Source organism: Mesorhizobium sp. M8A.F.Ca.ET.207.01.1.1, assembly GCF_004794715.1.
GTDB lineage: Bacteria > Pseudomonadota > Alphaproteobacteria > Rhizobiales > Rhizobiaceae > Mesorhizobium.
The window spans coordinates 289,113-311,481 of record NZ_SRUS01000008.1 but is presented as its reverse complement, the minus strand read 5'-3'; the positions used below and the strand labels follow the sequence as shown (position 1 = coordinate 311,481).

Here is a 22,369-nt window from a genome sequence, read left to right as displayed (position 1 = left end):
GTCGGCAAGAATCATCCCTTCCGGTCCGGATCGGAGAACGCGCTCCGCCAGACTTCCTTGTGGATGATGTTGGCGACTTTAGCCCCGCCTGACTCGGGCTCCTTTCAGGTGAAGGCGTCGGGCATCGACCCTTTCTTCTTGGCGATGAAGTCCTTCAGGGCTTCGTCGATGCCTTCATCAAGGTGCGGCGCCTCGTAAGCCTCCAGCCAGCGGCGGGCGAGATCGTTGGCACGCTGCGGGGCGGTCTTCTGGCCTTCGGCCAGCCACTGCTCATAGGAGTTGTTGTCGGCGATCGACGAGCGGTAGAAGGCGGTCTGGAAATTGGCCTGGGTATGGTCGCAGCCGAGATAGTGGCTGCCCGGGCCGACCTGGCGGATGGCATCCATCGCCTGGCCGTTTTCCGACAGGTCGACGCCTTCGCAGAATTTCTGCTGCATGCCGAGCTGGTCGATATCCATCATGAATTTTTCGTAGCAGGACGCCAGCCCGCCCTCGAGCCAGCCGGCCGAATGCAGCACGAAATTGGTGCCGGCGAGAATCGTCGAGTTCAGCGTGTTGGCGCTCTCATAGGCTGCCTGTGCATCCGGAACCTTGGACGCGCAGAGCGAGCCGCCGGTACGGAACGGCAGTCCGAGGCGGCGGGCGAGTTGCGCTGCTCCATAGGAGACCAGCGACGGTTCCGGCGTGCCGAAAGTCGGCGCGCCCGACTGCATCGATATCGACGAGGCGAAGGTGCCGAACAGCACCGGGGCGCCCGGACGGATCAGCTGCGTGAACGATGCGCCGGCCAGCACTTCGGCCAGCACCTGCGTCAGCGTACCGGCCACCGTCACCGGGCTCATCGCGCCGGCGAGGATGAACGGCGTGACGATGCAGGCCTGGTTGTGCCGCGAATAGACTTTCAGGGCGCCAAGCATGGTCTCGTCGAACACCATCGGCGAGTTGGCGTTGATCAGGCTGGTCAGCACCGTGTTGTTCTCGACGAAGTCGTCGCCGAACACCAGCTTGGCCATCGCCACCGTGTCCTCGGCGCGCTCCGGCGCGGTCACCGAACCCATGAACGGCTTGTCGGAATATTTGATGTGCGCGTAGACCATGTCGAGATGGCGCTTGTTGACCGGCACGTCGACCGGCTCGCACACCGTGCCGCCCGAATGGTGGATCGATGGCGCCATATAGGCGAGCTTGACGAAATTCTGGAAATCCTCGATCGTCGCATAGCGCCTGACGCCGTCCAGATCACGCACGAAGGGTGGGCCATAGACCGGCGCGAACACGGTCGCATTGCCGCCGATCTGCACCGAGCGCTCCGAATTGCGGGCATGCTGGGTGTAGATGGACGGCGCGGTCTTCAAGAGCGAACGGCAGAGCCCTTTGGGAAAATGCACGCGCTCGCCCTTGACGTCGGCGCCGGCCTCTTTCCACAATTGCAGCGCTTCCGCGTCATCGCGAAAAATGATGCCGATCTCTTCCAGCACCGTGTCGGTGTTCTTCTCGATCAGCGCCAGACCTTCCTCGTTCAGCACCTCGTAGACGTTGATCTTGCGCTTGATGTAGGTGAGCTGGGTGCCGGGACCGCCGCCGGAACGCGCGGCCCGGCGGGCCGCCGCTCCACCGCTGGCGCCGCGCCCACGCCGCGCGTTGGACGCTTCCTGGTCGACTGCCGCGTGTTCGCTCATGATCGCTCTTCCCTGAATATGGCCTGCCTGACTATGGCCGGTCCGTAACCGTTGCGGCCGCATGGCGCGGCTTTGCCCGGATCGTAGCCATGCACCCTATTCGAAACGGCCCGTCCGCGCCAACGCCTGTCGCAAAATCGACAAGAAATCCGATAGATTTTCCAGTCGCTTTCCTTTTGCGGGAAGTCGCAAATCAGCTATGGATACCCGCCCGTTGCGGGTTAGGTATGAACGCCATTATTTTGTGCCTTGCGACACAGTCGCGATGCCGTGAGGAGCTGGGATTAAAATGTCCGACGACGAGATCATCCTTTCTGAACTTTCCGACGACGAGTTGGTGCAGCAGATGCACGACGATCTCTATGACGGTCTGAAGGAAGAGATCGAGGAAGGCACGCGCATCCTGCTCGAGCGCGGCTGGGCTCCTTACAAGGTGCTGACCGAGGCGCTGGTCGAAGGCATGCGTATCGTCGGCGAGGATTTTCGCGACGGCATCCTGTTCGTTCCCGAAGTGCTGCTGTCGGCCAATGCCATGAAGGCCGGCATGTTCATCCTGCGTCCGCTGCTCGCCGCCACCGGCGCGCCCAAGCAGGGCAAGATGGTGATCGGCACCGTCAAGGGCGACATCCACGACATCGGCAAGAACCTCGTCGGCATGATGATGGAAGGCGCCGGCTTCGACGTCATCGACCTCGGCATCAACAATGCGGTCGAGAAGTATCTCGATGCGATCGAGCAGCACCAGCCCGACATCATCGGCATGTCGGCGCTGCTCACCACCACCATGCCCTACATGAAGGTCGTCATCGACACGATGAAGGAAAAGGGCATCCGCGACGACTATGTCGTGCTGGTTGGCGGCGCGCCGCTCAACGAGGAATTCGGCAAGGCCGTCGGCGCCGACGCCTATTGCCGCGACGCGGCGGTGGCGGTCGAGACCGCCAAGGATTTCATGAAGCGCAAGCACAACGTGCGCGCTTCGGCCTGATCCAAGGCATCGGGACGACGAAAAGGAAGCCGCGCCTTGCAGCGCGGCTTTTTTGTTCCCAGATGAGGGACGTGGCTGCCGATCAATTGGCGACGGTGTCTTTGACCGCCCTCGCCGTCGATTTGACATCCTTGCCGACACCCCGAATGGTGTTGGCGCAGGCCGTGAGTGCAAGCGCGCAGGCAAGGATGGCGATCGGCGCAGTGCGTAGCAGTTTCATGGACGGTGTCTCCCTCGACAGATAGATTAGCCCCGCAGCGAAAGCCGGTTCTACTTGGTCAAGACGAAAAAAACCAAACCGAATCAGACAGACAGGCTGCTCGTCATCGCCTGCGGGATGATTGCGCGTGAGGTATTGGCCGTCAAGCAACAGCTCGGGCTGAGCCACCTGGAATTGACCTGTTTGCCGGCGGAATTTCATTTCTATCCAGACCGCATCGCGCCGGCCATGGACAAGGCCATCGAGAAGGCCAAGGCGGACGGTTACGAACATATCTTCGTCGGTTATGCCGATTGCGGTACGGGCGGCCTGCTTGACCGTGTGCTGGAAAAGCATGGCGTCGAGCGCATGGCCGGCCCGCATTGCTTCGCCTTCTACCAAGGCATGGACGCCTATGCGAAGGTCGCCGACGACGACATGATGTCCTTCTACATGACCGACTTCCTGTGCCGTCAGTTCGATGCCTTCTTCATGAAGCCGCTCGGCCTGGATAAGCACCCGGAGCTGATCAAGGACTATTTCGGCAACTACGAGAGACTGATTTATCTGGCGCAGACCGATGATCCTGAGCTCGACAAGGTCGCGGAAAAAGCCGCCGCCCTCCTCGGCCTCGTCTACGAGCGCCGCTCGACCGGTTACGGCGATCTCACGCCGGAGCTGGCGCGGATCGCATCGAACGCCTGACGGCTTCAGGCAGCTTCTTCCGCCGCCAGCGCCGTCAGCACGTCGGCAAAGCGCGTCCTGCAGACAAAGCCCAGCCTGTCCCTAGCCCGCGAAGCGTCATAGACCCGGTCGATCGAGGAAAACATCGTCCAGCCCTTGTGCGCATAAAGGGCGGGAAATTCGGGATAATAACGCGCCACGACCGATGGAGCGTCGGCGATCAAGTCCGCGCAATCACCGGGCTGGAACGGCGTTGGCGCACAGGCGATGAAGATGTCGAAGCCGAGCTCCGGCGCCTTCTCCAAGGCCGCGACATGCGCCCGCGCCGCGTCGTCCACCGTCAGCCGCCGAAAGAGCAGTTCGTTTGCCTTGGTGTTGGCGTCCGACTGTTCGATCGCATGCGCCATGTCGTCGGCTTCGGGAAAGAAGCGCGCCGTGCGGAGCACAACCACCGGCAGGCCATGCTGAAGATGGTAGAGGCGGCAAAGATGTTCGGCCGAGAGCTTGGTCACGCCATAGATGTTGCGCGGCTCGGGCGACATCGCTTCCGTCAGCCACGCCGCCCTGCGCGCACCGCCCTTGAAGCCGTCGCGTATCGCCTGCGAGATCATCAGCGAGGTTGTGGACGTAAAGACGAAGCGTTGCACATTGGCCGCCACCGCCGCATCGAGCAGGTTTAGCGTGCCTTGCACGTTGGTCGCGATGAAATCGCTGTTGGCATGGCTTTCTATGTTGGGCTTGTGCAGCGCGCCGCTGTGAATGATGGCCTCGATCCGGTTTTCCCCAACGGCGCGCATGACGAGGTCACGGTCGGCAATCGAACCGACGATCCGCGTTTCGGCCGACGGAACGGGATCGAGGCCGGTGACGTCATGTCCAAGCCCACGCAGGAGCGGCGCCAACGCGCTTCCCAGCCAACCCGATGACCCCGTAAGCAAGATTCGCATTCGTCACACCATGAATTTCGACGGTGACGCTGTTAAGCACGGATGACAGGCGCCAGCGACCCGGTAAGTTATGCACCAGGCGGCAGCGGCGCCGTTCCAGACAAAACAGGGAATCCTTCGATGAACCTCCGCCCCTTGCTTGCCGTTGTCGGCCTGCTCTGCTGCACCTTGCCCACCCTTGCCGACGGTCAAGTGCAGAAACTGATCACCGCCGCCGACAAGGCGCGGCTCGACAAATATGGCGACACCCGCAAGGCGGCACTCGCCGAGGCAAAGGCGGGCAACCCCGCAGAGGTCAAGCAACTCGACGCGCTGCTGGCCAAGCCGCTCGTCGCCTTCTCCGACAAGGATCTCACCGGCAACTGGCGGTGCCGCACGATCAAGGTCGGCGGACTGAGCCCACTCGTGATCTATGGCTGGTTCAAATGCAGGGTCACCGATGATGGCTCCGGCTGGCGGCTGGAAAAGATCAGCGGTTCGCAGCGCACCCGGGGCCGCTTCTTCGACGATGGCGACAAGCGCTCGATCTATCTTGGCTCCGGCTCCGTCAACGACGACCGGGCAAAGCCCTATGGCAGCGGTCCGCAAACCGACCAGGTCGGTTACGCCTTCCGCAACAGCGCCAAGGAATGGCGCATCGAATTCCCCGCGCCCTACTACGAATCGAAGCTCGACATCATGGAGTTCAAACGCTGACCGGTCTTCATGCCCTGGTAAGGCTTCCGGCACACCAAGGATTAACCCGCCTGCCCTAAGGTCCGGCCACGTCAGCCGGTCCTTGGAGCATGGCAAGATCAATGGCAGCGTCGGAATCCAATCCGCGACCGATTGTAGTCGTCACCGGCGGCGGCGCGCATGTCTGGGCCATGATCAACGATCTCGCCGACCGCGTCGGTCCTGTCACCGTCGTCCTCGAAATCCCTGAATCTAAAAAACAATTGCTGCGCGGCCGCGCCCGACGCCAGGGCTGGATCTCCGCCATGGGCCAGCTCGGCACCATGGTGCTGAGCAGGCTTGGCAAACGGCTCAACGTCAAACACGCCGCCCGGTTGATTTCCGAGGAGAAGCTTGAAACGGAGCCTCGGCAAGGCCAGGTCATCGTCCATGTGGAATCCGCCAACGGGCCGGAATGCCTGCAGGCGATCGAGACGATCAAGCCCGGCGTCGTGCTGTTGAACGGGTGCAGGCTGATTTCCAGGGAGATGCTGGCCAAAATGCCTTGCCCGGTACTCAACTATCATGCCGGCATCACGCCGAAATACCGCGGCATGAATGGCGGCTATTGGGCATTGACGTCAGGCGATCCGCAGAATTTCGGCACGACCGTCCATCTGGTCGATGCGGGCGTCGACACCGGCGGCGTGTTGAAGCAGGTGCGCGGCAAGCCCAAACAAGGCGACACCATCTCTAGCTATGCGCTGCGCCAGGCGGCGTTTTCGCGCGACATCTGCGTCGAGGCGGTCAGCGATGCGCTGGCCGGAAAACTCGCAACGTTCGATCCAGGGCTGCCATCGAAACAGTGGTACCACCCAACGATCTGGTTCTACGTCTGGACAGGGCTGAGAACCGGCATCTGGTGACGCATCCAGCCTCGGCAAGAGCGCAAACTCGGCCGCCATATTGCTGCATTGACCCCGTCGCGACATGGGTCGCAAACGAATAAACCCACCTTTCATTTTACGACATCCAAATGCGTCGCTTTTGAATGCGCGCGCGTCGTCCCATAACAAGCAGCCTTACGACGCTTGCGGCAATGCTCGGAATATCGAGGAGCGAGAATTCATGGCCGATCTTATCGTCGTCTACTGGCGCGACATCCCTGCCCAGGTCATCGTCAGGAAAGGCCGGCAGAACGCCAAGCGCGAATTGCCATTGCGCTTCACCGAGGCGATCGACATGTGCGCCATGCGCACCGGCGCCGGTGGCACCGACGACTATCTCGCCGAATGGCGCAAGGCCGAACCGGTTGCGGTCGGTGACGATCTCGAAGCCGAGGTCGAAAAGGCTTTCCACGAGCTCGACGCGAAATACGACCGCGAGCGGCTGGTCGCTCTGGTCAAGGCGGGCGGGAAAGAAAATGTCTGACGAGAACCCGACGGTTACCCAAGCCACGTTGGTCAAGAAGGCTGCGGCGAAATCCGACTACAAGCCGGCCGACGTCTCACCGCAGCGCCGCGTGCAGCGCTCGTTCGCGGTGAGATTATGGTCTGTCCGGCACTCCCGCCTGCTTGAATGGTTTTATGCCCGCTTCGCCGACATGTTCCTGCTGCTGCATCCCTTGTGGAAGGGCATCGGCTATGGCCGCGTCGAGGCCCCGGTGAAATTCATCGAGAGGCGCGTAAAAGGCTTTATGTTCGACTGCCGCATGTGCGGCCAGTGCATCCTGTCCTCCACCGGTATGTCGTGTCCGATGAACTGCCCCAAGCAGTTGCGCAACGGCCCTTGCGGCGGCGTGCGCGCCAACGGCAATTGCGAGGTCGAGCCCAATATGCCCTGCGTCTGGGTCAAGGCTTGGGAAGGTTCGCAGAACATGGTCAACGCCGACAGGATCCTCACCGTGCAGAAGCCGGTCGACCAGTCGCTGCGCGAAACCTCGGCCTGGCTGCGCGTCACCGCGCAGGCGGCGGCAACCCGCGAAGCCGCTGCCGCGCCAAAGACCGGAGCCGCCGCATGACCGGCCGTCAGCGTGACGAGAACCCGGCCGGCATTCACCTGCCGCTCGATCCCCTGCCCGGCCACACCTCGCGCGGCCGGCTGGAGCGCGTACTGCGGCGCGGCGAATTCGCGGTGACCACCGAGCTCAACCCACCCGACAGCGCCGATCCCGAGGATGTCTACAACAGGGCGAAGATCTTCGACGGCTGGGTCGACGCCATCAACGCTGTCGATGCGTCCGGCGCCAACTGCCACATGTCGTCGGTTGGTATTTGCGCGCTGCTGACCCGCATGGGCTACGCACCGATCATGCAGATCGCCTGCCGCGACAAGAACCGCATCGCCATCCAGGGCGACGTGCTGGGCGGCGCTGCCATGGGCGTCGCCAACATGCTGTGCCTGACCGGCGACGGCGTCCAGGCCGGCGACCAGCCGGGCGCCAAGCCGGTGTTCGATCTCGATTCCATGTCGCTGCTGGAGACCTGCCGCATCATGCGTGACAACGGCAAGTTTCTGTCCGGCCGCAAGCTGACGACGCCGCCGCAGCTGTTCCTGGGCGCTGCCGTCAACCCGTTCGCGCCGCCCTTCGACTTTCGCCCGATCCATCTCGGCAAGAAGATCGCCGCCGGTGCGCAGTTCGTGCAGACGCAGTATTGCTTCGATGTGCCGATGTTCAAGACCTTCATGCAGAAAGCGCGCGATCTCGGCCACACCGAGAAAGTGTTCATCCTGTGCGGCGTCGGCCCCTTGGCCTCGGCCAAGACGGCAAAATGGATCCGCTCCAACGTGCCGGGCATCCATATTCCGGATGCCGTCATCAAGCGGCTGGAAGGCGCCCAGGACCAGAAGAAGGAAGGCAAGCAGCTCTGCACCGACATCATCAACGAGGTGAAGGAAATTCCCGGTGTCTCGGGCATCCATGTGATGGCCTATCGCCAGGAGGAATATGTCGCCGAGATCGTCGATGAATCGGGCGTGCTGAAGGGCCGCCAGCCATGGAAGCGTGAAATCCGCCGCGACGACCAGATGGTCGCCGACCGGCTGGACCGCATCCTGCACGAAGATATTACAGAAACCCAGGTGGACATGGTGAAGACCGCGCATTGACCCGCGCGGAACGCACCATTCGCTTGATCGACAAGAGATAACGATATAAAGAACTCTTTATATCACGACGGAGAGATTTCATGACCCGGACCATCGTCGCCTCGGCGACACGAGAAATCATCATCGGCTTCGACCAGCCCTTCTGCGTGATTGGCGAACGCATCAACCCGACCGGCCGCAAGAAGCTCGCCGCCGAGATGGTGGTTGGCAATTTCGAGACCGTCATCAAGGACGCGCTGGAGCAGGCCGCCTGCGGCGCCACCATGCTCGACGTCAATGCCGGCGTCACCTCGGTCAACCCGAACGAAACCGAACCTGGTCTTTTGGTGCAGACGCTGGAAATCGTCCAGGGCCTGGTCGATCTGCCGCTGTCGATCGACAGTTCCGTCACCGCCGCGATCGAGGCCGCGCTGAAGGTCGCCAAGGGCCGCCCGCTGGTCAACTCCGTCACCGGCGAGGAGGAGAAACTCGAGGCCATCCTGCCGCTGGTCAAGAAATACAACGTGCCCGTCGTCGCCATCTCCAATGACGAGACCGGCATTTCGATGGATCCGGACGTGCGCTTCGCCGTCGCCAAGAAGATCGTGCAGCGCTGCGCCGATTTCGGCATTCCGGCGCACGACGTCGTTGTCGACCCGCTGGTCATGCCGATCGGTGCGCTTGGCGATGCCGGCCGCCAGGTGTTCGCGCTCTTGCGCCGCCTGCGCGAGGAGCTCAAGGTCAACACCACCTGCGGCCTCTCCAACATCTCCTTCGGCCTGCCGCACCGCCATGGCATCAACGCCGCATTCATCCCGATGGTAATCGGCGCCGGCATGACCTCGGCGATCATGAACCCGGTTCGCCCACAGGAAATGGAAGCCGTGCGCGGCGCCAACGTGCTCAACGGCACCGACGAGAACTGTACCAACTGGATCCGCACCTACAAGGACTACAAGCCGGCCGAAGGCGGTCACCCGGTGGCGGCGCCGACAGCGGTCAATGCACCGGGCGAAGGCGGCGGCAATGGCGGCCGCCGGCGCGGTGGCCGTGAAGCCCGGATGGGCCGGGGATAAGCGCGCAATCGTGAATTCACCTGCAAACATTACCGATCCGCTCGTGCTGTTCATGCCGTCAGGCAAGCGCGGGCGGTTCCCTGTCGGCACGCCCGTGCTCGACGCCGCGCGTCAGCTCGGCGTCTATGTCGAAAGCGTGTGCGGCGGGCGCGCCACTTGCGGGCGCTGCCAGATCGAGGTGCAGGAAGGCAATTTCGCCAAGCACAAGATCACCTCCTCAAACGACCACATCTCGCCCAAAGGCCCCAAGGAAGAGCGCTACGAGCGCGTGCGCGGCCTGCCCGAACGGCGCCGCCTCTCCTGCTCGGCGCAGATCCTCGGCGATCTCGTCATCGACGTGCCGCAGGATACCGTCATCAACGCTCAGACCATCCGCAAGGATGCCGACACCAGGGTGATCGCCCGCGATACGGCGATCCGCATGTGTTATGTCGAGATCGAAGAGCCCGACATGCACAAGCCCCTGGGCGATCTCGACCGGCTCAAGATCGCGCTGATGAAGGACTGGGGCTTTAAAAACCTCGAATTCGACTTCTACCTGCTGCCGCAGGTGCAGGGCATATTGCGCAAGGGCAACTGGACCGCCACCGCCGCCATCCACAAGGATGCCGACAGCGACATAGCGCGCGTCATCGCGCTATGGCCGGGCCTCAAGAACGAGGCCTATGGCCTGGCCTGCGACATCGGCTCGACCACCATCGCCATGCATCTGGTGTCGCTGCTGTCGGGCCGCGTCGCCGCCTCTTCGGGTACGTCGAACCCGCAGATCCGCTTCGGCGAGGATCTGATGAGCCGGGTCTCCTATGTGATGATGAACCCGGATGGCCGCGAAGGCATGACGGTTGCTGTCCGCGAGGCGATCTCCAGCCTCGTCGATAAGGTCTGCGCCGAAGGCAACGTCCAGCGCAACGACATCCTGGATTCCGTCTTCGTCGGCAATCCGATCATGCATCACCTGTTCCTCGGCATCGATCCGACCGAGCTCGGCGGAGCCCCCTTCGCGCTCGCGGTCTCCGGCGCGGTCCGCATCAAGGCATCCGATATCGGCCTCAAGCTCAACCAGGGCGCGCGCCTCTATATGCTGCCTTGCATCGCCGGCCATGTCGGCGCCGATGCGGCGGCGGTGACGCTGTCGGAAGGCCCGCATCGCCAGGACGAGATGATGTTGATCGTCGATGTCGGCACCAATGCCGAGATCGTACTCGGCAATCGCGCGCGTGTCGTGGCTGCCTCCTCGCCCACCGGCCCGGCCTTCGAAGGCGCCGAAATCTCAGGCGGCCAGCGGGCAGCGCCCGGCGCCATCGAGCGCGTGCGCATCGATCCCGACACGCTGGAGCCGAAATACCGCGTCATCGGCTCGGAACTGTGGTCCGACGAACCCGGCTTCCTCGACAGCGTGCAGGCGACCGGCGTCACCGGCATCTGCGGCTCCGGCATCATCGAGATCGTCGCGGAAATGTATCTCGCCGGCATCATCTCGGAGGACGGTGTCGTCGACGGTTCGCTTGCCGCGCGCTCGCCGCGCGTCGTCGCCAACGGCCGCACCTTCTCCTACGTGCTGAAGGAAGGCGAACCCAAGATCACCATCACCCAGACCGACGTGCGCGCCATCCAGCTTGCCAAGGCTGCACTCTATGCCGGTACCAAGCTGTTGATGGAAAAGCAGAACACCGAGCATGTCGACCGCATCCATTTCGCCGGCGCCTTCGGCTCCTTCATCGATCCGAAATACGCCATGGTGCTCGGCCTGATCCCCGACTGCGACCTCGACAAGGTTTCGGCCGTCGGTAACGCCGCCGGTGCGGGCGCGCGGATGGCGCTGCTCAATCGCGGCTACCGCCGCGAGATCGAGGAGACGGTGAGCCAGATCGAGAAGATCGAGACAGCGCTGGAACCGAAATTCCAGGAGCATTTCGTCTACGCCATGGCGCTGCCCAACAAGGTCGATCCGTTCCCGAAACTGTCGGCGGCGGTGAAACTGCCGCCACGCAAGACGGTGAGCGAGGACGGCATCGCCGGCGACGCCGCGCCGCGCCGGCGCTCGCGCGAGGGCCACGCGGCACGGCGCAGCCGCGAATAGGCCCGCCGGCCCCTCCCTCGATTTCATTTGTATGCAAATGTTTCCGGATCGAACCGATCCGGAAACCGAAACGCTGCTTCCGCGAAATCCATCCGATACATGGCAGGCGCATTTACCCCGCATCGAACGGCGGCCGAGGATAGTCCTTGGCCACCGCCGTTCTTCAAGGGAGATGAAAATGTCGATGTTCGAAAATCTCGGCCGCTTCGGTGTGACCATCAGGCAAGCCCATGCCAGGAACAAGGCGATCCGCGCGCTGAACAGCTTGCCGGCGCATGTCCAGAAGGACATCGGCTGGCCGGCATCGCCGCCGAACGATCCGCAGGTGACGCTCGCCTCGCTGCTTCTGGGTACGACGCGCTGATGACGTTCGCCGACAAATGCAAATTGCTCGGCATCCGCCGGGGATCTCGCACATCCCCGGTGGCCACCAGCAACCGATTGCGCGCGGCGCTTTTGCCGCGGCGCCGACGACAGCGCGCGGATCACACCAGCGTGTGGGCACAGCGTAAATCTTGACATTTTCGGCCAAGGCACGATCTTCGCTTGGAGGGGGAAATCTCTTAGTCGGCTGCCGCCGAAGTTCGTGTCTCCGCATGCCAAGTTTGAAAAGCCACGTCGTATCCTTCGTGCTCAGGCACAGCCGCAAGCAGGCCTTTTCCAGCCCGGAAAACCTGCGGCGCTGGATCGCGGCCGCGCGCAAAACCGAGGATCACCATCCACCGGCCGCGCTGCAGCAGCGTTACGACATCCAGACGCGCAGCGTGGACGGTTTCCCGGTCTACGAAATCGCCCCCCGGGCCGGAGAGCACAAGCGAATTCTCTACCTGCACGGCGGCGCCTATGTCTTTGAGATCACGCCCTATCACTGGTATCTGATCGCCGACATGGCCGACCGGCTGGGCTACGGCATCACCGTGCCGATCTATCCCATCGCACCGGAACACGATTTCCACGCCATGTTCGGCATGGTCGGCAATGTCTATCGCCAGATGATCGAGGAGACGGAGGCGGAAGAGATCATCTTCATGGGCGATTCCGCGGGTGGCAACATGGCGGTGGTACTGACCATGATGGCGGCGGAAGAGGGCCTGCCCCTACCCTCGCGCCATGTGCTGATTTCACCCGGGCTCGACGTCTCGCTCGCAAACCCCGAAGTGTTCGAGGCGGAGCGAAACGACCCATGGTTGGGCATTGCCGGTGGGCGGGAGGCAATCCGGCTCTATAGTGCCGGCATGGATCCGGCAGACTGGCGCATCAGCCCGGTCTATGGCGATCTGTCGGTGTTGCCGAAGACATTGCTCCTGACGGGCTCCCGCGATCTTCTCACACCCGACAATCTGATCTTCGCACAAAAAGCCCGCGCCGCCGGTGTCGAGGTGGAGCTGGTCTACGAGGAAGGCATGTTCCACGTTTGGCCGCTGATTGACATGCCCGAAGCGCGGCGCGCGCGCCAACACATCGTTGCTTTCCTCAACGAGAGCCCTTCGCCGATCGTTCAAGGCACGGCGGCAAGGTTCAAGGCGCCCTCCGCGGAGGCTGCGGAGCGGCGCCTCCAGTCCGGGTATCCCGGATAATCAGAACTTGCCGGTTTCCCGGAACACTTCGAAGGTCGCGCGGATGTGGTCGGCGACGGCCTTGACCGGCGCGCTGGCGTCCGGCGCCACCACCATGGCAAGATTGTAAGTGCCGATATCGGGCATGCCGTCCTTCGGGCAGAGTTCGACCATGTCATTGCCGAGGAACGAACGCGGCAGCGGCGCGACCGCGAGGTCGGCCATGATGGCGGCGCGCTGGCCGGCCGTATGGGCGCTCATGTAAGCGACGCGGTAATTGCGGCCCTCGCGGCCCAATGCCTCGAGCGCACCGGCCCGCCAGGCGCAGCCTTCTTCCCAAAGCGAAACCGGCAAAGGTTCGCGCAGATGCGCGCAGCCACCCTTGGCGCCGGCCCACACGATCGGCTCGGTCAAAAGCACCTCGGCGCCGAGCGCGCTGGTCTTGTACGAGTTCGTCAACAGCGTGATGTCGAGCGCCCGGTCGTCCATGCGGCGGCGCAGATTGCTGCTCTGGTCGATGGTGACGTCGACGGCGATCGAGGGATGCGACTGCGCGAAACGTTTCAGCACATGCGGCAGCACGCGCTCGCCATAGTCATCGGGGGAGCCCAGCCGCACAACGCCGACAATATCGGGGATGATGAACTTCGACACCACCTCGCGGTTGATCGACAAAAGCCGGCGGGCATAGCCGAGCAGCATCTCGCCGTCCGTGGTCAGCGTTACCGAACGCGCATCGCGCGCGAACACCGAGCGGCCGAGAATATCCTCCAGCTTCTTGATCTGCATGGAGACGGCCGACGGCGTGCGGAACACCGCATTGGCCGCAGTGGTGAAACTGCCGGTCTCGGCAATCGCCACGAAAGTGCGCAAAACGTCGAGGTCGAGCAGCGGCAGCGGATGATTGAGTGGGGCGTTCATGGCGATCAGCCTTCAATTTTTCTGATACAAAGCATCATTCCATTTCGTTTGATTGAACATCAGATCAGGAGCATAGTCAACTCCATCGAAGCAGCATGCTGCCAAAAGCGGTCACCAAACGACCACGGCGCAGACCTGCATTCGGCATGAAATGAAGCTGAAACAGACCTGACGTAACACGTTGCCGGCGCCTCCCGCGCCGCTGCAAAGGAGATCGAAATGTCTATCCTGTCGTCCCTCGGCCGCATCGCGACCGAATTCAACGCGGCCCGCGCCCGCTACCAGACCGAACGCGCCATCCGTTCCCTGCCGATCGAGTTGCAGAAGGATATCGGCTGGCCGGAAGCTTCCGACGCCAAGACCGGCATTCGCAATGGCGTCGGATCCTGGGCTGGAGCAAAGTAGATCGTGTGTACCCCGTGCTGAAGGGCTGCCGCGCAAACCGCCCGGCAGGCCTTCTCTATTTTATTTGCATTCAAACGAATTCAGGAGCCATGCCGCCGCTGCATGGCGCATATGAGCAAGCCGCATAGCAGCTCGTTTTTGAAGCTAACCGTCTGTAAATATTCGTAAATATTGGGCATGACAGCTTCACTCTGCCCAAATTTGTCGCATTTGGTGTCGCTTTTCATATCAAGCGCTTCGCTTTTGCGATTTAGTTTCCGCTCACACAAGCCTATATCACCGTCAGCAAACGAGCTGCCCCACTCCATCAAGCGAAGGCGACCCGTCTGAGCAACCGATTGGAGATGATCATGAAGCTTTTTGCCCGCCTCTTCGCCCGCCGCGAAATGAACCTGACCACGGCGCTCGAGCGTCAGCGCCTCGCCAAGACCATGCCTGGCCAGACCGGCGCCATGGCTGCGGCGCGCCTCGGCTTCGTCGCCTGAATAAGACTAGTTCCAGGAAAATCGTGTAACGGTTTTCCGTTCGGGACTGCATAGAAACACAAAATACCTCCAGAGCCGCGCTCCCCTGCCACGGCTTCAGAGTTGACTGCCGCCGCTTCGGTCCGCCGAGGCGGCGTTTATTTTGTTGCGCTTCCATCGTCTTTTCACAACCTGACGGTGGCCTGGTTTGAGCAGCACCGCGCGGCGATTGCCCATTTGCGACCCATGTCGCAAATTTAATCTTGCCAAAGCCACCTAGCCGATTGACAGGAATGGTTTTTCCTGATGACGCTATGCTATTCGCGACATCCTGTTCGCGTCATGGCCAGATGAGGTTCCCCGTGAACGCCGTCAAGCATCCGATCAAGCGGTCGTTTGTGTTCTTCCTTGTTCCCGATTTCACCATGATCGCTTTTGCGACCGCGCTGGACCCGCTGCGCTCCGCCAATCGGATGCTCGGCTACGAGGCCTATCGCTGGCGCCTTGCCAGCATCGACGGCAAGCCGGTGCGCGCCTCCAACGGCGTCGAATGCGCCGTCAACACCTCGCTGGAAGAGGAACGCAAGAAGATGGCGGGGCCGGATCGTCCCAACATGGCCATCGTCTGCAGCGGCATCAATGTCGAACGCTACCAGAACAAGTCGGCCTTTGCCTGGCTGCGTGAGGAATACAATCGCGGCGTCGCGGTGGGTGGCCTGTGCACCGGTGCGCATATCCTCGCCTCCGCCGGGCTGTTGTCGAACAAGCGCTGCGCCATCCATTGGGAAAACCTGCCGGGCTTTTCCGAGGCCTTCCCGAAAGCCAATGTCTTTGCCGACCTGTTCGAGATCGACCAGAACATCTACACCTGCGCCGGCGGCACCGCCGCGCTCGACATGATGCTGAAGCTGATCGGCGACGATTTCGACGAGAACCTCGTCAACCGCGTCTGCGAGCAGGTGCTGACCGACCGCGTGCGCAGCCCGACCGACCGCCAGCGCCTGCCGCTGCGCGCCCGGCTTGGCGTGCAGAACTCGAAAGTGCTGACCATCATCGAACTGATGGAGGCCAATCTGTCCGAGCCGCTGTCGCTGATCGAGATCGCCGACCATGTCGACCTGTCGCGCCGCCAGATAGAGCGCCTGTTCCGAACCGAGATGGGACGCTCCCCTGCGCGCTACTATCTCGAAATCCGCCTCGACCGCGCAAGGCATCTCTTGATCCAGTCGTCGATGCCGGTGGTCGAGGTGGCGGTCGCCTGCGGCTTCGTCTCGGCCTCGCATTTCTCGAAATGCTACCGTGAGCTCTATGCCCGCTCGCCGCAGCAGGAGCGCGTCGACCGCAAGCAATTGCTGGCGGCCTGACCCAAACCATACGCGCGGAACGACCGAACCGTGAGCGATTAGTGCACGTCGGCGGTCCGCATCGCCTCGACGCGGATGTCCTCGGTCAGCCGTGCCTTCAACACCGAGAATTCCGGACTGGTCTTCAGCGTGTAGTGGCGCGGATGCGGCAGGTCGATGGCGACATCCGACTTGATGCGGCCGGGCCGCGCCGTCATCACGATCACGCGCGAGGCCATGAAGATCGCCTCCTCGATGTCGTGGGTGACGAACAGCACCGTCTTCTTGCGCCGTTCCCATATGCCGAGCAGCAATTCCTGCATCAGCCCGCGCGTCTGGTTGTCCAGAGCCCCGAACGGCTCGTCCAGCAACAGGATTTCCGGATCGTTGGCCAGCGCCCGGGCGATCGCCGTGCGCTGCTGCATGCCGCCGGAAAGCTGCTTCGGCCAATGGTTCTCGAACCCTTTCAGGCCGACGAGATCAACATAGGAGGCGACGATCCCGTCCCGCTCCTCTTCGGCCATGCCGCGTTCGCGCAAGCCAAAGGCGATATTTTCGGCGACCGTGAGCCAGGGAAACAGCGTGTAGGACTGGAAGACCATGCCGCGGTCCGGTCCCGGTCTCGTCACCGCCTTGCCGTCGAGCAGAACGCGGCCTTCGCTTGGCGCCTCCAGACCGGCGACGATCCTCAACAGCGTCGACTTTCCGCAACCCGACGGCCCCAGGATGGTGATGAAGTCATTGGCCGCGACCGCCAGGTCGACCGGCATCAGCGCCCTGACAGGTTCTCCGCCCCGCACGCCGGCAAAGGTGCGCGAAACACCCTCGATGAGAAGCTTGCTCACGTCAGGCTCCACGGAAAGAGCCAGCGGTTGAACGCCTTGAAAGCGAAGTCGGACAACAGCCCGATCAGGCCGATGACGATGATGCCGAAGATGATCTGCCCGGTCGCCAGCCGCGACTGGCTGTTGATGATCATATAGCCGATGCCCGACGACGAGCCGATCAGTTCGGCAACGATGACGTAGGTCCAGGCCCAGCCGAGCACCAGCCGCAGCGTCTCGGCGATTTCGGGCGCATTGGCCGGCATGATCACCCGCTTGACAATACTGTTGTTGGTCGAGCCCAGCGTATAGGCCGCCTCGACCAGGTCACGCCGCGTTGATCCGACCTTGACAGCAATGATCAGGATGATCTGGAACACCGAGCCGACGAAGATGACGAGCAGTTTTTCCAGTTCGCCAATGCCCGCCCACAGGATGAGCAGCGGAATGAAGGCCGATGCCGGCAGATAGCGGGCGAAGGAGACGAACGGCTCCAGAAAGGCTTCCACCGGCTTCCAGGCGCCCATGGCGATGCCGAGCGGCACGGCGACGACCGAGGCCAGCACAAAGCCGCCGAAGACCCGCCAGATGGTGATCAGTATGTCGAGCCAGAAACGATCCTCGACCAGCAGCCGCCAGCCATCCCGCAGCATCGACAGCGGATCGGCGAGGAAGATGCGGTTGACGTTGCCACCAAGCGTGATCCAGGCCCAGAAAACCACGAACAGCACGAAGAAGGAGATGCCGAGCACTGTTCGCAGGCCCGGCGAGACAGGATGCAAGGGGCGCATCTTCGTCCTTTGTCAGCAGGAAGGCGGCGGCGCTCTGCGCCACCGCACGGTATCCAGGGGTTGAGCCGTCAATTCGCCACGGCGCTGGTGTCGGCCAGCGTGGCGACGTCGGGCGCCTCCTTGATCAGCCCCATCTGCAGCAGCAGGTCGCCGGCGGTCTTGGAAAAGTCCTGGAATTCCTTGGTGAAGAACTGCTTGTTGTCGGCCTTGTCGGCCCATTTCAGGTACTTCGCCGAATCCTCGAATTCCTTGGCCGACTGTTTCACGTCGGCGCCCATGATCTCGTAGGATTTCTGCGGATCTTTCTTGATCAGGTCGAGCGCATCGAAATAGCTGTCGGCAAGCGCCTTGGCGGCGTCGGGATTGGCCTTGAGGAATTCGGGCGTGCAGCCGACCGTATCGAGAACCATCGGATAGTCGAGCGTGGTCGCCAGGATATGGCCCTGGTCGGCCTTGTCGCGCACGGCCGAGATGAAAGGCTCATAGGTAACAGCCGCGTCATTCTGGCCGGCGAGGAAGGCTTGTGCCGCCGCGTCAGGCTCGAGATTGACGACCGTCACGTCCTTGGTCGACATGCCGTTCTTGTTCAGCACCCAGGCCAGCATGAAATAGGGCGACGTTCCCGGCGCGGAGGACGCTACGTTCTTGCCCTTGAGATCGGCGACGGTCTTGATGTCGTTGCGCACCACGATGCCGTCGGCACCATAGGATTTGTCGAGCTGGAAAATCTGCTTGGTGGTCACCCCGCTGGCGTTCCAGACCAGCCAGGTCTCGACCGTGGTGGCGGCGCATTGCAGGTCGCCGCTGGCGATGGCAAGCGGCCGGCTGGCCTGCGGCACCTTCTTCAAGGTCACGTCGAGTCCATGTTTCTCGAACAGCCCTGCCTGCTTGGCGAGTGTCAGCGGCGCGAAGCCGGTCCAGCCGCTGATGCCGATGGTCAGTGACGTGGCGGCCATCACCGGTGCGGATAAGCCCGCGGCAAGCGTCAATGTCGCGGCAAATACGGTTATCCTGTTCATATCAGTTCCCCTTTGTTTTTCTGGGGGAAATTGTTCACAGAGGCCGATGGGCTTGTCAATCAACAGGAACGTGTTCGCGCGGAAAGCAGCCGACAACCCGGTTTGGGATTGCCCTACCGGCTGTCGGGCATCCAGTTGCGGTTGCGCCACATTTTCTCGCCGATCTGGCAGTCGGCGGCGGGCTTGTCCTGCGCCAGCACCACTGGCGGGTGATCCGCCTCCTCCGCCGCCCATTGCGGTGACGCCGGGCCGGCAAGCTCCAGCACCAGCTTGCGGCGGATGGCTTCGGGAAATTGCGTCCAGTCGTTGACCGGGATCATGAAGGCGCCGGCGCCGCCAATGACGCAATCACTGTAGTAGCGGTCGAGATCATTGACGTCATAGACGCCGGAAAAGCCGCCTCGGGTCATCAGCGGCAGGCCGTTGATGACGATGCCTTGCCTGACCACCCCGTCGCGGACGAGATTGACCGGCGCGCCCTGGTTGTTTGGCCCGTCGCCCGAAATGTCGATGACGCGCTTGGTTCCCTGGTAGCCGCTTTCGGCGAAAAGGTCGCTGCCGAACCCAAGCGCGCCGGAGATCGAGGTGCGCCGCGCGCTGTTGGGCGGCTGGGCCGACAATTGCGCCACCACCCGCTCCGCGTCGGCCCGGGTCGCGATCACCGTCCACGGCACGATGACGCGTTGCCAGCTGGTGCCGGCCCATTCGACATAGGTGACGGCGATCTTGCCATAGGCGCCATCGGCGATCGCCTGCAGCACATTGTCATGCGTCAGCGCCGCCGCGTAACCATGGCGCTGAATCTCCAGCTCCTCCGCCGACATCGACAGCGAAACGTCCACCGCCAGCACCAGCTCGACATCGACCGGCTCGTCCGCGCGGGACGTTGGCGCCAGCCAGAGCACCAACGCCAGTGCAGCAGAGGCGGAAAGCAGATGTCTTGCGCAGGGCAAACCAGACATTGCGCAAGGGTAAGCGAGAATCGTCCACCGAAAAAGAGAAAAGCCCGGCCGTGGCCGGGCTGATCCAATCTATGCGAGCCCTACCGCTGGGCGATCAGCTCCGCGGCTTCAGATTTTCCGGGTCGTAAAGCGGCCTGTAACCGACGCCGGCGACTTCGACCGGATAGGTCTCGCCGAAATACTCGACCATGAGCTTGCGGCCCTCCTGCGCATAGGCCCGGGGCAGATAGGCGAGCGCGATGTTCTTGCCGATCGTCGGGCCGTAGGCGACCGATGTGGTGAAGGAGCGACGGCCGAGTTCGTCGACCAGCGTTTCTCCGCTCTCCGGGTCAATTACCGGCATGATGCCGACGGGATAACGGGCAACACCCCTGGAATCCGTATTCTCGGTCATCACCAGCGTGCACAGCATGGCCGGCTGATGCGCGCGTTCGCGGTATTCGACATGCTTGGCCTTGCCGCAGAAATCGTTCTCCTTGACCTTCGGACGGGCGAGATCGGCCTCGAGCAGATTGTACTCGGTCAAGAGGTCGGCATTCTGCAACCGCAGGCTCTTTTCCATGCGGCGGGTGTTGGCATAGGTCTCGACACCGAACGGCATGACGCCGGTCGAGCGCAGCGCGTCCCAGACGGCGAGGCCATCCTCGTAGCGCATATGCAGTTCCCAGCCTTGCTCGCCGACATAGGATATGCGGAACGCGGTGACATCCTTGCCACCGATGCGGACCGGCTTGATGGCCGCGAATGGAAAATTCTCCGGTGAAAGCCCATCCGGGTTCTCGACCACCTTTTGCAAGGTGGTGCGGGCGTTCGGCCCCCAGATGCCGATGGTGACGTACTTCTCGGTCACATCGGTGATGGTGACATCGAACCCTTTGTCCTGAGCCGTGCGGCGCATGTACTGGAAGTCGCGCGGCCCGGCATCGGCGCCGTCGATCAGCCGGCAGCGGTCGGCCATGCGGATCACGGTGAAGTCGGCGCGCACCATGCCTTCCTCATCGAGGAAGTGGGTGTAGATGCCCTTGCCGATGTTGTTGTCGCCGCCGATCTTGGCCGCGCACAGCCATTCCAGCAGTGCGACATGGTCGGGTCCCTCGATGTCATACATCGAGAAATGCGAGAGGTTGACGATGCCGCAATCCTCGCTCATCGCCAAATGCTCTGCGTTCGAGACGCGCCAGAAGTGGCGGTTGTCCCACTCGTTCTCGCGCACGGGCACCCGGTTGCCATACTTCTCGAGCAGATGCTCGTTGGCGGCGTAACCATGCGCGCGCTCCCAGCCGCCGAGCTCCATGAAATAGCCGCCCAGTTCCTTCTCGCGCTCCCAGAACGGCGAGCGCCTGATGTTGCGGCCCTTGGAGAAGGGTTCGCGCGGATGCACCGCCGGATTGTAGACCTTCATCGCCGTCTCGGTGCAGCGATCCCAGATGAACTGCTCCTTGGTCTGATGCGGGTAGAAGCGTGCATAATCGATGGCGTGATGGTCGATCGCGGTGCGGCCGTCGGTCATCCAGTCGGCGATCAGCTTGCCCATGCCGGGGCCGTCCTTGACCCAGATGGCGACGGCGTACCAGAGACCCCTCACCTTCTGGCTCTCGCCCATCGACGGCCCGCCATCGGCGGTCACCTGCAGCAGGCCGTTGAAGGAATGGCCTTCGTTGTAGCCGAGTTCGCCCAGGATCGGCGTCAGTTCCATGGCGCGTTCCAGCGGCGCCAGGATCTGCTCCATATCGAGATCGCGCTGTGACGGCGACAGCCGTGCCTGGTCCTTCTCAAGCAGATCGCGCGGGTGGCAGAGGCGAGGATTGGTCTCCTCGTAATAGCCCCATTCGATCTGGCCGCCCTCGGCGGTCCTGGGGTCGCCGGTGTCGCGCATATAGGCCGAGTTGCCCTGGTCGCGCAGCAGTGGCCAGCCGATCTCCTTGCCGGTGCCGGCAAACTCGGTGTAGGGCCCGAAGAAGGTCAGCGGATGGTCGATCGGCATGACCGGCAGATCCTCGCCGACCATCTCGGCGATCAGCCGTCCCCAGATGCCGGCGCAGACGATGACATAGTCGGCCTCGATCGTGCCGCGGTCGGTCACCACGGCGCTGATGCGGCCGTCCTTGACGACAAGCGACTTCGCCGGCGTGTTGGCGAAGGATTTGAGCTTGCCGGACGCTTCCGCCTGGTCGACCAGCTTGCCGGCAACGGTCTGGGAGCGCGGGATGACCAGCCCGGCGTCCGGATCCCACAGGCCGCCCTGCACCAGATCCTCTTCGATCAGCGGGAATTTTTCCTTGATCTCGGCTGGTTCGATCAGCCGGGCGCGCGTGCCGAAGGCCTTGGCCGAAGCGATCTTGCGCTTGATCTCGTCCATGCGGCTGTCGTCGCCGACGCGGGCGACCTCGAGGCCGCCGACACGCGCGTAATGGCCCATCTTCTCGTAGAAATCGATGGAATAGAGCGTCGTCCAGCATGACAGGAAATCGTGGCTGGTGGTGTAGCAGAAGTCCGACGCATGCGCGGTCGAGCCGATATCGGTCGGGATGCCCGACTTGTCGATGCCGACAATGTCGTCCCAGCCGCGTTCGATCAGATGATGAGCGATCGATGCACCGACAATGCCGCCGAGGCCAATGATGACGACCTTCGCCTTTTTCGGAAATTCTGCCATTGCCCGCGACTCCAAGTGCTGTTGCGGGCGGCGT

23 protein-coding genes are annotated in these 22,369 nt (G+C 62.6%); 14 read left to right on the top strand and 9 right to left on the bottom strand.

The features are described 5' to 3' along the window. Window positions 1-104: 104 nt before the first annotated feature. Entirely contained in the window at window positions 105-1,679 is a 1,575-nt protein-coding gene (locus tag EN850_RS24315) for a trimethylamine methyltransferase family protein (RefSeq protein WP_127278059.1), read from the bottom strand. A gap of 289 nt (window positions 1,680-1,968) precedes the next feature. On the opposite strand from EN850_RS24315, the gene EN850_RS24310 reads away from it, so the two are divergent. Beyond that, entirely contained in the window at window positions 1,969-2,667 is a 699-nt protein-coding gene (locus EN850_RS24310; RefSeq protein ID WP_032930649.1) for a B12-binding domain-containing protein, read from the top strand. A gap of 82 nt (window positions 2,668-2,749) precedes the next feature. Here the strand turns inward: EN850_RS24310 and EN850_RS24305 are convergent, their stop codons facing one another. Next, the gene (locus EN850_RS24305; protein WP_136092430.1) at window positions 2,750-2,887 is read right to left on the bottom strand and encodes an entericidin A/B family lipoprotein; all 138 of its coding nucleotides are present in this window, start codon (window positions 2,885-2,887) and stop codon (window positions 2,750-2,752) included. Between the two features lie 54 nt (window positions 2,888-2,941). Here EN850_RS24305 and EN850_RS24300 point away from each other — a divergent pair, with 54 nt between their 5' ends. After that, window positions 2,942-3,571, top strand: coding sequence for a DUF1638 domain-containing protein (locus EN850_RS24300; protein WP_136092429.1), 630 nt, complete (start codon window positions 2,942-2,944; stop codon window positions 3,569-3,571). A 5-nt stretch (window positions 3,572-3,576) separates the two neighbouring features. On the opposite strand, the gene EN850_RS24295 is transcribed toward EN850_RS24300, so the two are convergent. Further along, window positions 3,577-4,497: an NAD(P)-dependent oxidoreductase gene (locus EN850_RS24295; RefSeq protein ID WP_136092428.1), complete on the bottom strand. Its 921-nt coding sequence runs from the start codon at window positions 4,495-4,497 to the stop codon at window positions 3,577-3,579. Window positions 4,498-4,617: 120 nt separating this feature from the next. On the opposite strand from EN850_RS24295, the gene EN850_RS24290 reads away from it, so the two are divergent. The 9 genes from EN850_RS24290 (at window position 4,618) to EN850_RS24250 (ending at window position 12,971) form a co-directional block, all read left to right on the top strand. Further along, window positions 4,618-5,193: a DUF4893 domain-containing protein gene (locus tag EN850_RS24290; RefSeq protein ID WP_136092427.1), complete on the top strand. Its 576-nt coding sequence runs from the start codon at window positions 4,618-4,620 to the stop codon at window positions 5,191-5,193. A 101-nt stretch (window positions 5,194-5,294) separates the two neighbouring features. After that, window positions 5,295-6,077 (top strand): formyl transferase, encoded by a 783-nt coding sequence (locus EN850_RS24285; protein ID WP_127278055.1) that lies wholly within the window; start codon window positions 5,295-5,297, stop codon window positions 6,075-6,077. Window positions 6,078-6,279: 202 nt separating this feature from the next. Continuing rightward, complete coding sequence (locus EN850_RS24280; RefSeq protein ID WP_127278054.1) at window positions 6,280-6,582, top strand: virulence factor; 303 nt, start codon at window positions 6,280-6,282, stop codon at window positions 6,580-6,582. Continuing rightward, window positions 6,575-7,171 (top strand): methylenetetrahydrofolate reductase C-terminal domain-containing protein, encoded by a 597-nt coding sequence (locus EN850_RS24275; RefSeq protein ID WP_136092426.1) that lies wholly within the window; start codon window positions 6,575-6,577, stop codon window positions 7,169-7,171. Before EN850_RS24280 ends, EN850_RS24275 begins: the two co-directional genes overlap by 8 nt. Further along, window positions 7,168-8,259, top strand: coding sequence for a methylenetetrahydrofolate reductase (locus EN850_RS24270; RefSeq protein WP_127278052.1), 1,092 nt, complete (start codon window positions 7,168-7,170; stop codon window positions 8,257-8,259). Before EN850_RS24275 ends, EN850_RS24270 begins: the two co-directional genes overlap by 4 nt. A gap of 80 nt (window positions 8,260-8,339) precedes the next feature. Beyond that, window positions 8,340-9,314: a methyltetrahydrofolate cobalamin methyltransferase gene (locus EN850_RS24265; protein WP_135866672.1), complete on the top strand. Its 975-nt coding sequence runs from the start codon at window positions 8,340-8,342 to the stop codon at window positions 9,312-9,314. Further along, the gene (locus EN850_RS24260) at window positions 9,265-11,394 is read left to right on the top strand and encodes an ASKHA domain-containing protein (RefSeq protein ID WP_135866668.1); all 2,130 of its coding nucleotides are present in this window, start codon (window positions 9,265-9,267) and stop codon (window positions 11,392-11,394) included. The genes EN850_RS24265 and EN850_RS24260 overlap by 50 nt, the downstream gene beginning before the upstream one ends. Before the next feature lie 178 nt (window positions 11,395-11,572). Beyond that, window positions 11,573-11,758: a hypothetical protein gene (locus EN850_RS36455; protein WP_167531375.1), complete on the top strand. Its 186-nt coding sequence runs from the start codon at window positions 11,573-11,575 to the stop codon at window positions 11,756-11,758. A 232-nt stretch (window positions 11,759-11,990) separates the two neighbouring features. Beyond that, window positions 11,991-12,971: an alpha/beta hydrolase gene (locus tag EN850_RS24250; RefSeq protein WP_136092425.1), complete on the top strand. Its 981-nt coding sequence runs from the start codon at window positions 11,991-11,993 to the stop codon at window positions 12,969-12,971. Here the strand turns inward: EN850_RS24250 and EN850_RS24245 are convergent, their stop codons facing one another. Further along, window positions 12,972-13,871, bottom strand: a complete 900-nt coding sequence (locus EN850_RS24245; protein WP_015317416.1) for a LysR substrate-binding domain-containing protein — start codon at window positions 13,869-13,871, stop codon at window positions 12,972-12,974. A gap of 219 nt (window positions 13,872-14,090) precedes the next feature. Here EN850_RS24245 and EN850_RS24240 point away from each other — a divergent pair, with 219 nt between their 5' ends. From EN850_RS24240 to EN850_RS24230, 3 genes are all read left to right on the top strand, one after another. Next, complete coding sequence (locus tag EN850_RS24240) at window positions 14,091-14,276, top strand: hypothetical protein (RefSeq protein ID WP_127280941.1); 186 nt, start codon at window positions 14,091-14,093, stop codon at window positions 14,274-14,276. Between the two features lie 350 nt (window positions 14,277-14,626). Further along, the gene (locus EN850_RS37770) at window positions 14,627-14,761 is read left to right on the top strand and encodes a hypothetical protein (protein WP_127281166.1); all 135 of its coding nucleotides are present in this window, start codon (window positions 14,627-14,629) and stop codon (window positions 14,759-14,761) included. A gap of 404 nt (window positions 14,762-15,165) precedes the next feature. Then, window positions 15,166-16,104 (top strand): GlxA family transcriptional regulator, encoded by a 939-nt coding sequence (locus EN850_RS24230; RefSeq protein WP_348630721.1) that lies wholly within the window; start codon window positions 15,166-15,168, stop codon window positions 16,102-16,104. 38 nt (window positions 16,105-16,142) lie between these two features. On the opposite strand, the gene EN850_RS24225 is transcribed toward EN850_RS24230, so the two are convergent. The 5 genes from EN850_RS24225 to EN850_RS24205 all read right to left on the bottom strand — a co-directional run bounded on the left by EN850_RS24225 (window position 16,143) and on the right by EN850_RS24205 (window position 22,335). Beyond that, window positions 16,143-16,928 (bottom strand): ABC transporter ATP-binding protein, encoded by a 786-nt coding sequence (locus EN850_RS24225; protein WP_136092424.1) that lies wholly within the window; start codon window positions 16,926-16,928, stop codon window positions 16,143-16,145. Continuing rightward, window positions 16,925-17,698 (bottom strand): ABC transporter permease, encoded by a 774-nt coding sequence (locus tag EN850_RS24220; RefSeq protein ID WP_136092423.1) that lies wholly within the window; start codon window positions 17,696-17,698, stop codon window positions 16,925-16,927. The genes EN850_RS24225 and EN850_RS24220 overlap by 4 nt, the downstream gene beginning before the upstream one ends. A 68-nt stretch (window positions 17,699-17,766) precedes the next feature. Further along, complete coding sequence (locus EN850_RS24215; RefSeq protein ID WP_127279860.1) at window positions 17,767-18,717, bottom strand: ABC transporter substrate-binding protein; 951 nt, start codon at window positions 18,715-18,717, stop codon at window positions 17,767-17,769. A gap of 113 nt (window positions 18,718-18,830) precedes the next feature. Beyond that, window positions 18,831-19,679: a DUF1194 domain-containing protein gene (locus EN850_RS24210; RefSeq protein ID WP_189591221.1), complete on the bottom strand. Its 849-nt coding sequence runs from the start codon at window positions 19,677-19,679 to the stop codon at window positions 18,831-18,833. 94 nt (window positions 19,680-19,773) lie between these two features. Beyond that, entirely contained in the window at window positions 19,774-22,335 is a 2,562-nt protein-coding gene (locus EN850_RS24205; RefSeq protein WP_136092421.1) for an FAD-dependent oxidoreductase, read from the bottom strand. Window positions 22,336-22,369: the final 34 nt, after the last annotated feature.

Excerpts from the sequence above, each read along its gene's own strand:
- EN850_RS24315 (WP_127278059.1), bottom strand. The coding sequence starts at position 1,679 with ATGAGCGAACACGCGGCAGTCGACCAGGAAGCGTCCAACGCGCGGCGT.
- EN850_RS24310 (WP_032930649.1), top strand. The coding sequence starts at position 1,969 with ATGTCCGACGACGAGATCATCCTTTCTGAACTTTCCGACGACGAGTTG.
- EN850_RS24305 (WP_136092430.1), bottom strand. The coding sequence starts at position 2,887 with ATGAAACTGCTACGCACTGCGCCGATCGCCATCCTTGCCTGCGCGCTT.
- EN850_RS24295 (WP_136092428.1), bottom strand. The coding sequence starts at position 4,497 with ATGCGAATCTTGCTTACGGGGTCATCGGGTTGGCTGGGAAGCGCGTTG.
- EN850_RS24290 (WP_136092427.1), top strand. The coding sequence starts at position 4,618 with ATGAACCTCCGCCCCTTGCTTGCCGTTGTCGGCCTGCTCTGCTGCACC.
- EN850_RS24285 (WP_127278055.1), top strand. The coding sequence starts at position 5,295 with ATGGCAGCGTCGGAATCCAATCCGCGACCGATTGTAGTCGTCACCGGC.
- EN850_RS24280 (WP_127278054.1), top strand. The coding sequence starts at position 6,280 with ATGGCCGATCTTATCGTCGTCTACTGGCGCGACATCCCTGCCCAGGTC.
- EN850_RS24275 (WP_136092426.1), top strand. The coding sequence starts at position 6,575 with ATGTCTGACGAGAACCCGACGGTTACCCAAGCCACGTTGGTCAAGAAG.
- EN850_RS24270 (WP_127278052.1), top strand. The coding sequence starts at position 7,168 with ATGACCGGCCGTCAGCGTGACGAGAACCCGGCCGGCATTCACCTGCCG.
- EN850_RS24265 (WP_135866672.1), top strand. The coding sequence starts at position 8,340 with ATGACCCGGACCATCGTCGCCTCGGCGACACGAGAAATCATCATCGGC.
- EN850_RS24260 (WP_135866668.1), top strand. The coding sequence starts at position 9,265 with ATGGCGGCCGCCGGCGCGGTGGCCGTGAAGCCCGGATGGGCCGGGGAT.
- EN850_RS36455 (WP_167531375.1), top strand. The coding sequence starts at position 11,573 with ATGTCGATGTTCGAAAATCTCGGCCGCTTCGGTGTGACCATCAGGCAA.
- EN850_RS24250 (WP_136092425.1), top strand. The coding sequence starts at position 11,991 with ATGCCAAGTTTGAAAAGCCACGTCGTATCCTTCGTGCTCAGGCACAGC.
- EN850_RS24245 (WP_015317416.1), bottom strand. The coding sequence starts at position 13,871 with ATGAACGCCCCACTCAATCATCCGCTGCCGCTGCTCGACCTCGACGTT.
- EN850_RS24240 (WP_127280941.1), top strand. The coding sequence starts at position 14,091 with ATGTCTATCCTGTCGTCCCTCGGCCGCATCGCGACCGAATTCAACGCG.
- EN850_RS37770 (WP_127281166.1), top strand. The coding sequence starts at position 14,627 with ATGAAGCTTTTTGCCCGCCTCTTCGCCCGCCGCGAAATGAACCTGACC.
- EN850_RS24230 (WP_348630721.1), top strand. The coding sequence starts at position 15,166 with ATGATCGCTTTTGCGACCGCGCTGGACCCGCTGCGCTCCGCCAATCGG.
- EN850_RS24220 (WP_136092423.1), bottom strand. The coding sequence starts at position 17,698 with ATGCGCCCCTTGCATCCTGTCTCGCCGGGCCTGCGAACAGTGCTCGGC.
- EN850_RS24215 (WP_127279860.1), bottom strand. The coding sequence starts at position 18,717 with ATGAACAGGATAACCGTATTTGCCGCGACATTGACGCTTGCCGCGGGC.
- EN850_RS24210 (WP_189591221.1), bottom strand. The coding sequence starts at position 19,679 with ATGTCTGGTTTGCCCTGCGCAAGACATCTGCTTTCCGCCTCTGCTGCA.
- EN850_RS24205 (WP_136092421.1), bottom strand. The coding sequence starts at position 22,335 with ATGGCAGAATTTCCGAAAAAGGCGAAGGTCGTCATCATTGGCCTCGGC.